Raw genomic sequence first — 15,619 nt, 5'->3', positions numbered from 1 at the left:
GCTATACGGTGAGTGGGTGCAGGTGGTTTTCGGCGTACTCGGACCGGTCACGGCCTGGCGGGACGACGTGGAGCTCGCGCTGAGGGGACCTCGGCATCGCGCCGTACTGGCCCGCCTGATCGTCGCCCGCGGCCGGGTGGTTCCGGTGGACTCGCTCGTCGCCGACCTGTGGACGGTCCCGCCCGACGGCGCGACCAGCGCGGTCCGCACCTTCGTCGCCGCCCTCAGACGAGCCCTCGAGCCCGATCGCCCACCGCGCTCTCCGGCCCGGCTCCTGGTCACCGAGGGCCCCGGGTACGCCCTGAGGGCAACCGACGTCGACGCCTGGCGCTTCGAGCAAGCGGTCGCCGGTACTGCGACCCTGCAAGAGCTGGAGGAGGCACTGAGCTGGTGGCGCGGTCCGGCGTACGCCGAGTTCGCCGACGCGCCCTGGGCCCATGCAGAGCGGTCCCGGCTGACTGAGCTGCGGCTGACTGCCGTCGAGCGGCATGCTGAGGCACAGCTCGCACTTGGCCTCGCCGCGGACGCCGTACCGGCCCTGGATGCGCATGTGACCGAGCACCCGTGGCGGGAGGACGCCTGGCGTCTACTAGCCCTCGCGCTCTACCGCTCCGACCGCCAAGGCGACGCACTGGCCGTACTACGCAACGCGCGCACCCTCCTCGTCGAGCAACTCGGTGTCGACCCCAGCCCTGCCCTGCAGCGACTGGAGACGGACATCCTCAACCAGGCAGACCACCTGGACCCCACACCCGCCGGAAGCGTCTGGGCGCAAGCCACTGCCGCCTACGACCGGGCTGTGCCCTCCAGCGCACGCGCACGGCTGGAGTCGACGGTCGGACTGCTCCGCAACCTCGCCCTGACCGGCGGTAGCGGACTGGAGGCCACCCGCGACCACAGACTCGCTGCTATCACCGCAGCCGAGGAACTGGGCGACCCGGAGCTGACAGCTCGGGTGATCGGCCTGTACGACGTACCGGCGATCTGGACGCGGTCGGACGATCAGGAGCAAGCGGACGCGATCGTCGCGGCAGCTGAGCGCACCCTGCCTGCCATAGACCAGCCGGCGGCTCGGGCTCGGCTACTGGCGACGGTGGCGCTCGAGTCGCGCGGCTGCAACAGCACCCGCGGCCTGGAAGCCGCCCGGGAGGCAGTGGACATTGCCAGGCGGCTGGAAGACCCGGCGCTCCTGGCCTTCGCCCTGAACGGCCTGTTCATGCAGACCTTCTACCGGGCCGGCCTCGCTCCGCAGCGCGACGAGGTCGGCACGGAGCTGATCGCCCTGGCCAAGAGCCTCGATCCGGCCACCGCGGTACTCGGCCACCTCATCCGGCTGCAGGCCCGTAGCGCGCTCGGAGACTTCGAGGGCGCCGACGAGCACGCCCGAGCGGCTGACGAGTTGTCGAAGCGATTCGAGCTGCCACTCGTCGGGGTGTTCACCACCTGGTATCGGGCGATGCGAGCCGCCGACGAGTCGGCGTACCGGGAGGCCGCTGCACTGCTGGACGGCGCCGGCATGCCCGGCCTGGAGCAGGGTCTGCTGCCGCTGGCGCTGCACTCGGTCGGGCTGGCACCCGCGACCCCACCGGACGAGCCACGCCCCGACCTCCTCCTCGAGGCCCACTGGTGCATGATCGCCCGCCAGGCGATCGAGCAGCACGACCACGACTCCATGCAACGAGCCCTGGACGCCTTGACTCCCGCCGCAGCCGAGCACGCCGCCGGCAGCGGCCTGGTCAACTTCGGCCCCATCTCCCAGTACCTCGAAGAACTTCGTCAGGGCCTGATGTCAAGAACACCGGCACCGCGCCGACCTGTTCACGACATCGACCCGTAAGGACGAACATGAACCTCCAGAACCTGGTGCAGAAGCACATCGACGACCTGGTCGCCTCGGGCGCTGAGACCGGCCTCCAGGTGGCTGTCTACCGCCACGGCGAGCTGATCGTCGACGCGGTAGCCGGCTCCGCAGACCCTGCGACTGGCCGACCGGTCACCTCGGACACGCCGTTCTTCAGTGCCTCGACCGGCAAGGCCGCGACCGCGACAGTGGCCAACCTCCTGGTCGACCGCGGCCAGCTCGAGTACGACGCCCCGATCGCCGCGCTGTGGCCCGAGTTCGGAGCACACGGCAAGGAGAAGGCGACCTTGCGGCACGTGCTCACCCACTCTGTCGGTCTGCCCGCGATCCCGGCCTGGACGACCGTCGAGGACCTCACCAACTGGACCACGATGACCGAGGCACTGGCCGCCGCGGAGCCGTGGTGGGAGCCGGGCACCAAGGTGGCCTACCACGCGCAGTCCTTCGGCTTCCTGGTCGGCGAACTGGTCCGCCGTGCGACCGGCCAGACGATCTCCCAGGTACTACGGGAGCTGGTGACCGAGCCGCTCGGTATCGCCGACGAGCTGTACCTCGCAGTACCGGCGAGCGAGTTGCCCCGGGTGGCTCGGCTCGACCAGCCGGCCGGGATCGAGGAGGCCCTCGTGATGATCACGGAGATGTTCGCCGCGGTCTCCCCGCCGGCCGGGATCCCGTCCGCCGACTACGGCAACCGGGCGGACGTGCTCACGGCGGAACTGCCGTCGGGTGGCACGCTGACCGCTCGCGGCATCGCGAAGCTGTACGCCGCGCTGCTCGGTGAGGTGGACGGAGTACGGCTGTTCAGCCCGGAGCGGGCCGCAGAGATCGTCGCTCCGGCGCTGACCGCGCGGGACGAGGTGATGGGCCACGAGGAGACGTGGGGGCTGGGCCTCCCGGTTGGCCGGCTCGGTTCCTCGGCGGAGGAGTCGCCGACGACCTTCGGCATGCCGGGCCTGGGCGGCAGCGTCGGCTGGGCGGACACGGCGACCGGCGTGAGTTTCGGGCTGACCAAGAACCGCTTCGACCCGACCCAGGCCGAGGCGGCGGTGAGCATCGGCGGCCTGGTGGCGGACGCCGTGCAGGCGTGACCCGTCGGTGGGGCCGATTGACGGAACGCTGGGTGGTTACGGAGTACGGACGGCTTCCTGGTCGACCCAGACCAGGTGGCCGTGGTGGCTGACCAGCACCTCGCCGCTGCGCCGGGCCAGCGCCTGGCCGGCGACCCAGCGGCCGCCGAGCTTGACGTGGACGGACTCGGGGCGTGCGCTGCTGGGACGCGCGGGGGTGGCAACGGGCATGGCACCAGACTTCTGAACAGGGGCGGAGACGGATTGACGGCGTCGTACAGCAGGAACGGGGTGGTGGTGCAGATCGGTCATAGTCGTCCTCGGCAGCGACCGCAGTCGTCGGCGCATCCAACGCCGGCTGGCTGCTCAACCAAAGGCCACCTTACAACCGGTCACCGCTCCGAACCCAGCCGTATCTCGAACTGTCCGGTCACCGGTTGCCGTCCGTTCATTCGTCAACCAGGTAAGGACTTTTCGGAACTGTCCATCCGTAAATCGGCCGCGGATCCGCTCCGCCCGCTGGCCTACTTCCAGTCCGGGAGCTGCTGCAAGGCCCAGGAGTTGCCGTCGGGGTCCTCGAAGAAGGCAAACTTGCCCCAGGGGAAGTCCTGCAGCTCGCTGACCTCCACCCCGCGGCCGGCCAGCTCCTCCCGGGCCGCGGCGACGTCCGCGACGACCACCTGGAGACCGCGCACGGACCCCGGCTCGGCCTGCGGCATCCCGGTACCGATGGCGATCGAGCAGGCCGAGCCCGGCGGCGTCAGCTGGACGAACCGCAGCTCGTCGCTGACCTGGTGGTCGTGGTCGGCGTTGAAGCCGGCCTTCTCGGTGTAGAACTCCTTGGCCCGGTCGACGTCCGACACCGGCACCTGAACGAGCTCGAGCTTCCAGTCCATCGTTTGCCTCCCGATCGTGTGGTGTGCCGAACTTATCGCCAGCGGCGGTCATTTCCTGTCCTGTACCGCGCCGACTGCTTGGCGTGACCGGCCCTGGGTACCTGGCCACCATGACCACGCACTCCGAAAGAATCAGCGAGGACCATCAGGACCAGCAGGTCGGGGCCTTGGTGGCGCAGCTCAGCACCGACGTGAGCCGGCTGGTTCGCGACGAGCTGCAGCTGGCCAAGGCCGAACTCAAGGACAAGGGCAAAGAGGCCGGGATCGGCATCGGCTTGTTCGGTGGCGCCGGCACGGTCGCCGTGTACGGCGTCGGCGCACTGGTGGCAGCGGCCATCCTCGGTCTCGCGACCGCCGTACCGGCGTGGTTGTCGGCGCTGATCGTGGCGGTCGTGCTGTTCGCCATCGCGGCGGTGGCCGGACTGCTCGGCAAGCGGCACGTCAGTCACGCCTCACCACCGATGCCGCAACAGGCCGTCGAAGGCATGCACCAGGATCTCGAGGCTCTCAAGGGCCACAAGCCGGGAGGAAAGGTCAGCGCATGACCACTACCAAGACATCTGAGACCGAAGCTCTGCGGGCCGACCTGGAGCTGACCCGTCGACACCTGGCCGAGACCGTCCAGGAACTGAGTCGCCAACTGAACGTGCCCCGCCGGATGAAGGAGTCGGCCGCAAGCGCCGGCCACCGCGCGGTTCACGCTGCAGGAAGCATGGCGGGCACAGCGCGAGGGCGCGCGGCCCAGGCAGCGGGGACGGCCCGCGGGCGCGCAGTACAGGCAGCGGGGACGGCGCGTGGACGCGCAGTAGAGGTCGCGGGGACGGCGGGTGAGCGGGCGAAGGACGGCGCGCGGAACCTGCCGGCAGTGGCGAAGCAGGTGCCGACAGTTGTGAAGCAGGCGCCGGTGACAGTGCGGGAGCACCCTAAGGCCGCTGCCGCGGTCGGTGGGGCCGTCGCGCTCGGGGTCGGTGCGGCAGCGTGGATCGTGGGGCGAGGCAAGTGAGCAAAGCCGCCAAGGTCGCCTACCGCCCGTTCGGGCTGCTCTCGGGAATCGCGGGCGGTCTGGTCGCCAGTGCTGTCTTCAAGCAGATCTGGCGCCGGATCAGCGACGAGGACGATGCGCCCGACGCTCTCCAGTCCGAATACCCGTGGCGGGAAATCCTGCTGGCCGCCGCACTGCAGGGCGCCGTATATGCCGTGGTCAAGGCAGTGGTGGACCGCGGCGGCGCGAAAGCTTTCGAACGCTGGACCGGCGAATGGCCCGGCAATTGATGTGACCGAAACCTCCGGCCGGCCCGGCATGAATGCCAAGACAAAGGGCACTGGAGGAGTGGCAAGTACGAGAAATTCTGAGCCCCGGCGTTGAGCAGCCAGCGCCGGGGCCGCCTTCTGTCCACAGGGTTCCTTGTCGGTCAAATGCCTGACAAGGAACCGGACCGGTTCTCTTGCTGTGTAAGGGAAACGTGTTCTCCTCGGCCGAACTCTCGACGCGCGACCATGCGGCCCACTAACGTCGCAGGCTTCTAGCGGTCGAGGCTGGGGAAGGTCCCACAAGAAATGGATGTCGATTTACGGCTGGTGCGGTACTTCCTGGTGATGGCGGAGGAACTGCATTTCACCGCCGCGGCACGTCGGCTCTACGTGTCACAACCGGCCTTGAGCAACCAGATCCGCCGGCTCGAAGCGCAACTCGGCTCCCAGCTTTTCGACCGTTCACCCCGCGGTGTGACCCTGACCGCGGCGGGCGACGCTTTTCTCCCCCACGCCCGCGGCGCTCTCGAAGCGATCCGCTCGGGGGTCGCTGACGCGACGGCCGCCGCCCAGCGCGACCAGGTACTGCGGATCGACGTCCTGCAGACCAATCTGGCCACCCCTCGCGCGGTGCTCGCCCGGCTGCGCGACCGGCTCCCGTCGTTCCGGCTCGAGATCACCAGCCGCGGTACTCACGACCAGCAGCAACGCCTGCTGGCCGGCGAGCTCGACCTGGCGCTCTGCGGCTCCACCGCGCGCTGCCCCGACGGGGTCATGCAGCGCATCATCCGCCGGGAGGCACTCGGCGTCGCCCTCCCCGCGAGCCACCCACTCGCGTCGTCCGAGGCGGTCGCGGTACGGGAGCTGACCGACGAGTTGCACTACCTGCCGCCGGACGAGCTGGCACCGGAGTGGAACGAGTTCGTGATCGCCTGCTGCCGTACTGCGGGGTTCGCGCCGCGCCGGCATCCGGCGACCAGGAGTTCCGCGGCCGAGCTGGTCCGGGCGGGCGAGTGCGTCGCGCTCGGGCTGCTGTCGACGCCGTACCCACGCGGTGTGGTCGTCCGGCCACTCGCTGCGGGCGTTCCGCCGTACGGGTGGTCGCTGCGCTGGCGGGACTCGCCGCGGACCCCGGCGGCCGCGCTCGCCGTGTTGCGCGGTCTCGACTGATCCCGGCGGTGTTTCCACCGCGTTGCGACCCTGCGGGTTCATTTCGGTCGAACCTCGGATGCATAACTTCGGGATCCATAGGGTAGGAATAGCCATACAGATATTGACCGCGGTCCAGACATGTGCCGCGCCGTGACTCACAGTCGCGAGGTCAAGAATCATGGTTTCCGTACTTGCCGAACCGAAGCAGCACCGCGATCCGCAGCAGCACCGTGATCCGAAGCAGCAGCGAGATCTCACCACCCGGTCCCTTCTCGACCGGCGGGCCCGGTCGACGGACGAAGCAGAGCGGCAGCGGCTGCTCGACGAAGCGATCGAGCTCAACCTCGGGATCGCCCACAGCATCGCCGGCCGGTTCCGTGGCCGCGGTGTCGAGGCCGACGATCTCGACCAGGTCGCTTACCTGGGTCTGGTGAAGGCTGCCCGCAGCTACCGTCCCGACACCGAGACGCCGTTCCTGGCGTACGCCGTACCGACCATCCGCGGCGAGGTGAAACGCTACTTCCGCGACTGTTCGTGGACGGTGCGGATCCCGCGCCGGCTGCAGGAACTACAGGGCTCGATCGCCTCCGTGCGGCCGCAGCTGGTGCAGGACCTGCAGCGTGACCCCACCCTGGAGGAACTGGCCGAGCGACTCGGCACCACCGTTTCCGAGGTCGAGGCTGCCCTCGCTGCGGACGGCTGTTTCTCCGTCCTGTCGCTGGACCGGCCGCTGGACGGCGAGTCCACCGCCAGCCTGGCCGACACCATCGCGGACGAGGAGGACAGCGACTTCGAGCGGACCGAAGCGGTCGCCATGCTCGAGCCCGTCCTGAACGACCTCGCCCCGCGCGAACGCCGGATCCTCGAGCTGCGCTTCGTCGAGGGTCACACCCAGGCCGACATCGGCGCCGAGATCGGTGTCAGCCAGATGCAGGTCTCCCGCTTGCTGCGCGGCATTCTCGACCGGCTGCGCGACCAGATCGAGCCTCCTGCCGCTGCCGCGGCCTGACCCTCCGGTCACCCCGGTAGCGCCCTCCCCGCGGTGATCCGCCGTAGACTCAGTGTACGGCGGATCACCGGCGGAGGGCTGGGTACATCGATGCCGAAGGCACCGATCTTCGTGGTCCAGCTGCACGACGCGCGGCGGCTGCACTACGACGTACGGCTCGAGGTCGACGGCGTCCTGAAGTCATGGGCGGTGCCGCGCGGACCGTCACTCGATCCGGTGGTGAAGCGGTTGGCGGTGCCGACCGACGACCACTCGCTGGAGTACGCGACGTACGAGGGCGTCCACGTCGGCGCGCGGTACGGCAGTGGTGCCGTGATCGTCTGGGACGCGGGCGTCTATCGCAACGAGACGCGCGACAAGCAGCGCAAACTCGTCGACCCGGCCGACGCGATCGACCGTGGGCACTTCCGGTTCGCCTTGCAGGGCGTGAAGCTGACCGGCTCGTGGGCCTTCACCCGGACGGGTCGCGACGGTGACTGGCTGCTCGTCAAGGTCCGCGACGAGTCCGCTGATCCACTGCTCGACCTCACCGTCGACGACCCGCGCTCCATCCTGAGCGGCCTGACCATCGACGAGATGGCGGCCACCGCGAGCTGACCGATTCCGGACGCGCGGTTGACGGCTCGCGATCTTGACCGGCGGTCACCCCAGCAACACACTCGTGCACACTTCTGTTCCTTTCGCCGCCCGGAGGACATCAATGCGCACGCTTGCTGGTCTTATCGCCGGGGTTCTGCTCGCCACCCTCATCCCACTGCCCGCCGCGGCAGCTCCCCCACCTGTCTGGACTCACAGCGCGTCCGACCGATTGTTCCCCGGTACGCCGAGACCCGCCGGCGCGCCCGCCACGATCGACCTCTATGCCGCCCGCAACGAGACGGAAGCCGCCCAGATCGCGGTCCGCCCCACCGCCGCCGTCACGGGCGTGTCGGTCGTCCCCAGCACCCTGACCGGACCGGGTGGAGCCACCATCCCCAGCTCGGCGATCACCGTCCGGCGCGAGTACCTGCACCCGAACGTCGTCCTGCTGGGCGACGCCGATGTGGAGCCGGCGCCAGGCGGCGGTACGGCGTACTACGACGCGCTGGTCGAGAACACTCCACGCTCCCTCGCGGCCAACGTCACCCAGCCGTACCACTACAGCGTGCACGTCCCCACCGGGCAGGCGCCTGGCGTCTACACCGGCACCGCGACCGTGCAGAGCAGCGCGGGCAACGTCGTCGTACCGGTGCGGCTGACCGTCTATGCGACAACTCTGCCGCCCACCAACCAGTCCACCTTCAAGCTGAACAACTGGACGACGTCGGCAGGCTGGGACTACGACGGCACGATCAAGTCGATCCCGGTCCAGTACGGCGTACAGATGTACGACGCGAACTGGTGGAAGGTGATCGAGGCAATGGCCCGCAACCACGCGAAGCATCGCAACAACGTGGTGTTCGCCGACTTCCAGGCCCTGCTCATCCCGGACACCACCATTGATGCCGCGGGCAACTACACGTTCGGCTGGGCGACCTTCGACCGGTTCATCCAGACGTACGCCGATGCCGGCGCGCTGCAGTGGATCCACACACCGCATCTGCTGATCGGCGGTACGACGCCCCGGCTGGAGATGCTCAAGCGCGGAGCCGACGGCAAGACCCAGATGGTCCCCGTGGTCACCAACACAGCCGAGGCGAACGCGTACCTGGACAAGGTGTTCCCGGCCCTGAAGCAGCACCTCGACGCCAAGGGCTGGACCGACAAGTTCTACATGAGCGCCAACGACGAGTCGACCCGGCCGGAGGAGATCAGCGCGGCGAACTGGCTCTACACGAAGTACCGGCAGTACTTCCCGAACCCGAAGCTGAACGAGGCCGAGCTCGCCATCCTCAACCCGGCCGCGACCGTCACGTCCAACACACCGATCCTGGATCTCTACGAGAACAACGTCGGCCACTTCCAGTCCAAGCGGCTCGGCGGCAACGAGCTCTGGCTCTACAACTGCATCGGCCCGCGCGGTCCGTACCTCAACCGCTTCATCGGTTCGCACCTCAACAAGACCCGGCTGACTCCGCTGCTCGCCTGGAAGACGAACTCGGCCGGCTATCTGCACTGGGGCTGGAACTACTGGTTCCAGAACGTCGGCGGGCCCTACGTCCAGTTCGACACCTTCGACGGTCCGCAGAACGGTGACAACTTCCTGGTCCGGCCCAACCGCGCGGCGTACGACCTCTACGACAGCGTGCGCAGCGAGGCCCAGCTGGACGGCGCCGAAGACTACGAGCTCTTCGCCAAGCTGGCGGCGACCAAGCCCGTGCTCGCCAAGGCCCTTGCCAACTCGCTGCTCACCAACTCCTACACCTTCGACCACTCCGGTACTGCGGTCGACAACGTCCACCGCCAAGTCCTCGATGCCCTGGCCGGCGGCGGACCCGACCGGCGATACCCGTACGCCGACGACTTCACCGCCGGCGCAGCCTCCTGGCAACCCGGCAAGGGAACCTGGTCGGCCTCCGGTGAACTGCTGAGCCAGACCGACACCTCCCGCTGGGACTTCGTCAACAGCCTGAAGGGCCGCGCGTACGCCGATGTGGTGGCGAGCGTCGACCTGCGGATCACCGGGGTGAACAGCAACGACGGCAACAACAACTGGGCCGGGCTCGTCGTACGAAACCTCAATGGCACGGACTTCGAGAGCGGTTACTTGGTGGCCCAGCGCAACAACGGCGAAGTGTTCGTCTACCGCAGCGGGACCAACCTCGGTCGCGCGATCGCCATGGGCTATGCGCCTGGCCAGTTCAACCGCCTACGAGTGGTTGCGCGCGGCAACACGATCACGGTCTATGCGGGCTCAGGGCAAGCACCTGTGCTGACAGTGACCGACAGCGCCTTCAGTGCGGGCGGAATCGGATTGGCCAGCGGTGGCGTCAGCGTCCAGTTCGACAACGTCCGGCTCAACCCGGAGACCAACCCGGCCGAGGCCCGGCCGGTCACCGTCAGCTCGACGTACGACGGTGACGGGTGGAACCCGCGTGCCGCGGTCGACGGCCGGCGGACGTCGGTGACCGGGGCGATGGGATGGACGAGTGGCGCGGCGGCGAGCGCGACGGACGCGCAGTCGATCCAGCTCGACCTGGGGGCGGCGCGGCCGGTGAGCCGGGTGGATCTCTATCCGCGCAGCGACGGGGCCAATGCGGGGTCAGGGTTCCCGATCGACTTCAGCGTGCAGGTTTCGGCCGACGGAGTTGCCTGGTCGACGGTTGCCAGCCGGCAGAACTATCCGAAACCGTCCAGTGCGGCTGCGCAGACCTTCGGGTTTGCGTCCCAGAACGTCCGCTACGTGAAAGTTGCCGGGAGCAAACTCGGTCAGGACAACTTCGGCACCTACCGGATGCAGTTTGCCGAGGTAGAGGTTGCCGGGGGCAATCTTGCCGAGGGCCGACCGGTGAGTGCGTCGTCCTCGTCGGAGTTCACGGCCGAAGGCTGGTTGCGGTCCAACCTGACCGACGGCTCGCACCAGTCCCGGTTGTGGAACTCGATGGGCTGGACCAGCGCCTCCGTGCCGGCCGGCAGTCCGCAGTACGCGCGAGTGGATCTCGGCGGGCCGAGTCTGATCAGCAGGGCCGACCTGTACGCCCGGTCCGATGGCGGGAACACGGGCAACGGGTTCCCGATCGACTTCACCGTCGAGACCTCTCTCGACGGCACGACCTGGACCCCGGTGGCCACGGTCAATGACTTGCCGCGGCCCGGCGCCGGAGTACAGGCCTTCACTTTCCCGGCGACGACTGCGCGCTATCTGCAGGTCCGGGGCACGGAGCTGCGGCCGGACGGTGAAGGCGGCTATCGGATGCAGCTGGCGGAGCTGGAGGTCCGGTGATTCACCAGCCGTCGACGTGTAGCACCTCGTCGAGCGGCTGGCGTGGGGCCGGCTTGAAGGTGTCGCCGGTGTAATACGCGGTCGGAAGGAGCACGGACTGCCGGATGTCGTCCGGCAGTCCGAGCAACTCCGCGATCTCCTGCTCGTACGTGAGATGCAGCGTGGTCCACGCAGTACCGAGGCCGCGAGAGCGGGCAGCGAGGCAATAGCTCCACGCCGCCGGGAGGATCGAGCCCCACATGCCGGCCTGGTTGACCGCCTTCAGCGACTTCGCCTCCAGGCACGGGATGACGAGTGCCGGCACCTCGCCCATCCGCTCACCCAGGTAGGCGACGCTCGACCCCACCCGCTGCTGGACGGGCGCCCGCTCGGGATCATCGGCGTACAGTCGACCGGCCGCACCCGACGACTCCAGGTACGCCGCGACCGCGCGCCGGTAGTACTCGCCGATCGCCGCGCGCTTGTCCGCATCCGTGATCACCAACCAGTGCCAGGTCTGCCGATTGCTGCCGGACGGAGCCTGGAGCGCGACCTCGATGCACTCGCGGATCAGCTCCATCGGCACCGGCCGCTCGAGATCGAGCCGCTTGCGGACCGTCCGGGTGGTGGTGAGCAGTTCGTCGGGGGTCAGGTCGAGTGTGGTCACCTGGCCAGTTTGTCAGCAGGTGTACATGGAAGTGGGGTGGACCTTCTCGCAGTAGCGGATGTGCAGGTGGTTGTCGTGGGCCGGCCACTCGGCGGTCAGGCCCTCCCTGATCAGGGTCGGGTCGTTGAACCAGATGAACTTCACGTGGCCCGGTGCGGCCGCGCGGATCGCCTGGACCAGTTGACGGGTCGCGGCCCGGTCGTACGTCGTCGACTGCCAGGTGATCCGGCCGGCCGTGCACTGGCCGTTGTCCGTGCGGATCGGCCAGATGTCGATGTCCAGCCCTTGTTCGTGGCTGCCGTGGCCGGGGATGTCGCCGCCGTGCTCGAACCCGGCGTCGCCGTACGGGACCTTGCCCTGCGCGGTCCCGGCGAAGTTGCGCGCGGCCGCTTCGAGTTGCGCCACCGCGGCCGCGTGAGCCCAGTTGGCCGCGGTGCCGTTGCCGTCGGGGTTCTGGTCGCAGAGGTTGGCGTTGAAGTCGGGATAGTCGTAGTGCCAGGCGAGGTTGCGCCAGGTGACCGGGCCGACGATGCCGTCCGCGCCGATGCCCGCGTGCGACTGGAACGCGACGACGGCGTCGCGGACCGCAGTACTGAACACTCCGTCGACCGGCAGGCTGAGGCGGCGCTTGGCGTTCAGCTCGACCTGCAGCGCCTTCACCGCCGCGTTGTTGTCACCGGACCGAATCGTCGGCACGAGCGCACCCCACGTCTGCGGCCCGACGATCCCGTCGGCACCGAGACCCTTGGCGGTTTGGAACGCCTTCGCGGCCGTCACCGTGCCGGCGCCGAAGACGCCATCCGCGGAGACGGACTGTCCGTGGTGCTGCAGCAGGTACTGGATCGCCAGTACGTCGGCGCCGCGGTTGCCGCTGCTCTGAGTCGGGAAGAAGGCGTTCGCGTACGCCTGCGCGGTGCCGGGGACGCCGCCGATCAGGAGGACGGCAGCAAGCAACGCAAGACCTGTTCGTTTGAGGGAGGGCACGGTGGGCTCCATTCGGGGCGGGCGAGTTCCGTGAACCAGTAACTACTGCTGGCCACTTTCGGCCACAATTTTCCGTACCGCAAGCTTTCACCCTCCCGCTCGGAGAATTCACCCGCTCCCGCGCTCCCGCTCACCCCGCGGCGGCTGGCTGACTGGTTCAGGAAGCAACCAGTTGGAGGGATGGATGTACGTCACCAGAGATCAGGCATTCGGTGCGCGCGAGTTGAATCAACTGCTCGACCGCGAGGAGGTGATCGACGCGCTGTACCGGTTCGGGCTGGGACAGGATCTGCGGGACCCGGAGCTGTTCGCGTCGGCGTTCGCCGCGGACGCGGTGCTGGACTTCCGGGCGGCGGCGACGAAGTGCGGGCTCGACATCCCGCTGATGGAGGGCCGCGACACGATCGTCGGAACCATCCTCGACCCGAAGGTCCGGATCGACACCACCCACGTGGTCAGCAACGCCCGGGTCGAGCTCGACGGCGACACCGCGCGGCTGACCGCGATCGTCGAGGCGCAGCACCTGCCGAAGGACGACCACAGCCGGCACGCCCTGCTCAAGAACCTGTACGCCGTCGAGGCGGTCCGGGACGGCTCGCGCTGGGTGATGCGGCACGTGCACATCGACAACGTCTGGTTCACCGGCGACCCGTGGGTGATCGCCGGCCAGTGACCGGTCGTACCGTGGTGGGGTGGACTCTGCGGATCTGGTGGCAGCCAAGCTGCGGCCGCCCGTCTCCCTGGCTCCTCTTCTCCTCCGGCCGCGGATCGACGCCCTACTGAACAAAGCGGCCGCCGGGTCATCGGTCGTGCTGCTGATCGGACCCAGCGGATCAGGGAAGACGGCGGCGCTGTCGTCCTGGTCGCTCGGCGGCACGTCGCCGTCGCCACGGCCGTCTTCCCCTGATCCGCCTTCAGCTGATCCGGGTTCAGCTGATCCGGGTTCAGCTGGCCCGCGTGCAGCTGGTCCGGGTTCAGCTGCCTGGATCACGATCGATGCTCAGGACAACGATCCGGTGCTGTTCTGGCGCTATGTCGCACAGGCGGTCGGAGCCCTCGGCGACAGCCCGGTCGGCGGCGGCAGCGGCGGCAGCGGCAGGTCTGTGCTGGGCGCCGGTGCGGTTGGCAGTGATGCCTTCGTGGCGGGGATTGCCGCGGCCATCCCCGCCGACACAGTGCTGGTGCTCGACGAGTTCGAGCATTTGGTTGCTGCTGGCATCCACCGTCAGCTGGATCTGCTGCTCGCTGTTGCAGGCGGCAACTTGACGCTGGTGATCGCGAGCCGGGTTCGTCCTGGACTGCGGCTGGATCGACTGCAGCTGGCCGGACGGTTGACGATCCTGAGCTGGCGCGACCTGCGCTTCTCGGCTGAGGAGTCGGCGCTGTTCGGCCGGCGAGTGCTCGACTCCGAAGGCTGGCCGGGTTCGGTGGTGCTGGAGTCGGTGGGCGAGTTCCTGGTCGAGCATGTCTGGGAACGGCTCGCTCCTGACCCTCGCGAGTTCCTGCTGGACTGCGCAGTACCGGCGCGGTTCGACGTACCGCTGATGAATGCTGTCCGGGGCCGGTCGGACTCGGCCGCGTTGCTCGATCGGTTGCGGCGGGACGAGGTGTTCCTGATCGCGGATGACGGCGACGGGCGGTGGTACCGGCTGCAGCGCTCGTTCCGCGAGGCTCTGCTGCATCGGCTCGAGACCACCGATCCCGACCAGCTGACCACCGTACGCCGGGCCGCGGCGCGCTGGCACGCGGTCTCCGGCGACCGGGAGGAGGCAATCGGATTTGCCCTGGCGTCGGGTGATCATCCGTTGGCCGTCCGGCTCCTGGACGAGCAGCTCGACAGTCTGTACCGCGCTGGGCGGCTGGTGTCTCTGGACCAGTGGCTCGGTGCGCTGCCGGATTCCGCGCTGGCCGGCAGCGGCCTCGGCCGTCGCGCCCTCAACCTGTGGTGCGAACTCGGCCGCTTCGGCGAACGCGATCGCTGGATCCGCGAAACCACGGACCCACCCGCCGCCGACGAGGTCTGGCGCCTCTGCCTCCCCCGCGAACGCGGCGACCTAGCCCAAGCCCTCCGCCAAGGCCGCCGAACCCTGGCCAAACCCGCCAGCACTCCCCAAGCAGCTACCCAGGCAAGAATCAGCCTCGCCCGAACCCTCCTCCTGGCTGGGCACCCGGACGAAGCCCAGAAGCTGACAGCCGAGATCCCACCGCTCTGGAAGGACGCGCCACCACCACCCGTCCAGGTGGCCATGCACGGCCTCCACGCCCTCGCCGCCCACCTACTCACCTCTGAGGGGTTAACCCTCCAGAATGCGGGTTGCCCAGCCGGATTCCCGGGAGGCAACCCCACCTCTCAGGGGTTGGCCCCTGAGAGGGCATTGGTAGCGGGGGCGGGGTTGGTGCGGGAGGGGCTGCGTGGGTGTCAGGTGCGGCCGTCGGCGCGGATGATGCCGGAGGCGATGATCGTGTTGGCGTTGGCTGCCGATGACCCGGCTGCTGAGCTGGCGGAGCTGATCGACGGGGCCGGGTATGGCTCGGATCTGACGATGGGCGCCTTCGTCAATCTGTTGCTCGCGCAGTACCTGGGTGCGGGTTCTGAAGGGCAAGCTCGGCTGGCTGCGGCTGATGGGTTGTTGGCGCGGTGCCCGAGTGCCCTCGGGCTGGTCGACTTCAGGAATCGCGTCGCCGAGGAGGTGGGAGAGCCGGCAAATGCGCCGGCGGTCGACGTCGGGTTGCTCAGCGAGCGGGAACTGTCGGTCCTGCAGTACCTGCGCTCCGAACTGACCTTGCGGGAGATCGCGGAGGATCTCTTCCTATCCGTCAACACGGTGAAGACGCATGCCGGGTCCGTCTACCGCAAGCTCGGGGTGTCCGGCCGGCACGAGCTCGGCTGA

15 protein-coding genes are annotated in these 15,619 nt (G+C 68.7%); 11 read left to right on the top strand and 4 right to left on the bottom strand.

Going from position 1 to position 15,619, the window contains the following annotated elements; translation table 11 throughout:
* The first annotated feature begins 16 nt into the window (after nucleotides 1–16).
* A complete protein-coding gene (locus ACQPYM_RS03755) occupies nucleotides 17–1,837 on the top strand; it encodes a BTAD domain-containing putative transcriptional regulator (protein ID WP_433014794.1) in 1,821 nt (606 codons plus the stop codon).
* A gap of 8 nt (nucleotides 1,838–1,845) precedes the next feature.
* A complete protein-coding gene (locus ACQPYM_RS03750) occupies nucleotides 1,846–2,949 on the top strand; it encodes a serine hydrolase domain-containing protein (protein ID WP_433014791.1) in 1,104 nt (367 codons plus the stop codon).
* Between the two features lie 36 nt (nucleotides 2,950–2,985).
* Here the strand turns inward: ACQPYM_RS03750 and ACQPYM_RS03745 are convergent, their stop codons facing one another.
* Together ACQPYM_RS03745 and ACQPYM_RS03740 are read right to left on the bottom strand one after the other, a co-directional pair.
* Nucleotides 2,986–3,159 carry a hypothetical protein gene (locus tag ACQPYM_RS03745; RefSeq protein WP_433014788.1) on the bottom strand — a complete coding sequence of 58 codons (174 nt, stop codon included), beginning with the start codon at nucleotides 3,157–3,159 and terminating at the stop codon, nucleotides 2,986–2,988.
* Nucleotides 3,160–3,452: 293 nt separating this feature from the next.
* Entirely contained in the window at nucleotides 3,453–3,824 is a 372-nt protein-coding gene (locus ACQPYM_RS03740; protein ID WP_433014785.1) for a glyoxalase superfamily protein, read from the bottom strand.
* 83 nt (nucleotides 3,825–3,907) lie between these two features.
* On the opposite strand from ACQPYM_RS03740, the gene ACQPYM_RS03735 reads away from it, so the two are divergent.
* The 7 genes from ACQPYM_RS03735 to ACQPYM_RS03705 all read left to right on the top strand — a co-directional run bounded on the left by ACQPYM_RS03735 (nucleotide 3,908) and on the right by ACQPYM_RS03705 (nucleotide 11,098).
* On the top strand, nucleotides 3,908–4,369 hold the full coding sequence (locus ACQPYM_RS03735; protein WP_433014782.1) for a phage holin family protein: 462 nt from the start codon (nucleotides 3,908–3,910) through the stop codon (nucleotides 4,367–4,369).
* The gene (locus ACQPYM_RS03730; protein ID WP_433014779.1) at nucleotides 4,366–4,827 is read left to right on the top strand and encodes a DUF3618 domain-containing protein; all 462 of its coding nucleotides are present in this window, start codon (nucleotides 4,366–4,368) and stop codon (nucleotides 4,825–4,827) included. Before ACQPYM_RS03735 ends, ACQPYM_RS03730 begins: the two co-directional genes overlap by 4 nt.
* Complete coding sequence (locus tag ACQPYM_RS03725; protein ID WP_360274945.1) at nucleotides 4,824–5,096, top strand: DUF4235 domain-containing protein; 273 nt, start codon at nucleotides 4,824–4,826, stop codon at nucleotides 5,094–5,096. The genes ACQPYM_RS03730 and ACQPYM_RS03725 overlap by 4 nt, the downstream gene beginning before the upstream one ends.
* A gap of 285 nt (nucleotides 5,097–5,381) precedes the next feature.
* A complete protein-coding gene (locus tag ACQPYM_RS03720; RefSeq protein WP_433014775.1) occupies nucleotides 5,382–6,245 on the top strand; it encodes a LysR family transcriptional regulator in 864 nt (287 codons plus the stop codon).
* Between the two features lie 160 nt (nucleotides 6,246–6,405).
* Complete coding sequence (locus ACQPYM_RS03715) at nucleotides 6,406–7,236, top strand: SigB/SigF/SigG family RNA polymerase sigma factor (RefSeq protein ID WP_360274950.1); 831 nt, start codon at nucleotides 6,406–6,408, stop codon at nucleotides 7,234–7,236.
* Nucleotides 7,237–7,326: 90 nt separating this feature from the next.
* A complete protein-coding gene (locus ACQPYM_RS03710; RefSeq protein WP_433014772.1) occupies nucleotides 7,327–7,833 on the top strand; it encodes a DNA polymerase ligase N-terminal domain-containing protein in 507 nt (168 codons plus the stop codon).
* Nucleotides 7,834–7,936: 103 nt separating this feature from the next.
* Complete coding sequence (locus ACQPYM_RS03705; protein ID WP_433014769.1) at nucleotides 7,937–11,098, top strand: glycoside hydrolase domain-containing protein; 3,162 nt, start codon at nucleotides 7,937–7,939, stop codon at nucleotides 11,096–11,098.
* Nucleotide 11,099: 1 nt separating this feature from the next.
* On the opposite strand, the gene ACQPYM_RS03700 is transcribed toward ACQPYM_RS03705, so the two are convergent.
* Entirely contained in the window at nucleotides 11,100–11,744 is a 645-nt protein-coding gene (locus tag ACQPYM_RS03700; protein WP_433014766.1) for a nitroreductase family protein, read from the bottom strand.
* A gap of 12 nt (nucleotides 11,745–11,756) precedes the next feature.
* The gene (locus ACQPYM_RS03695) at nucleotides 11,757–12,728 is read right to left on the bottom strand and encodes a penicillin-insensitive murein endopeptidase (protein WP_433014763.1); all 972 of its coding nucleotides are present in this window, start codon (nucleotides 12,726–12,728) and stop codon (nucleotides 11,757–11,759) included.
* 184 nt (nucleotides 12,729–12,912) lie between these two features.
* On the opposite strand from ACQPYM_RS03695, the gene ACQPYM_RS03690 reads away from it, so the two are divergent.
* Entirely contained in the window at nucleotides 12,913–13,401 is a 489-nt protein-coding gene (locus ACQPYM_RS03690) for a nuclear transport factor 2 family protein (RefSeq protein WP_433014760.1), read from the top strand.
* A gap of 19 nt (nucleotides 13,402–13,420) precedes the next feature.
* Complete coding sequence (locus tag ACQPYM_RS03685; protein ID WP_433014757.1) at nucleotides 13,421–15,619, top strand: LuxR C-terminal-related transcriptional regulator; 2,199 nt, start codon at nucleotides 13,421–13,423, stop codon at nucleotides 15,617–15,619.

This window comes from Kribbella sp. CA-294648 (assembly GCF_050943845.1).
Classification (GTDB): Bacteria; Actinomycetota; Actinomycetes; order Propionibacteriales; family Kribbellaceae; genus Kribbella.
Note: the sequence above shows the minus strand (reverse complement) of the source record. Positions and strands in the feature narration are given on the sequence as shown.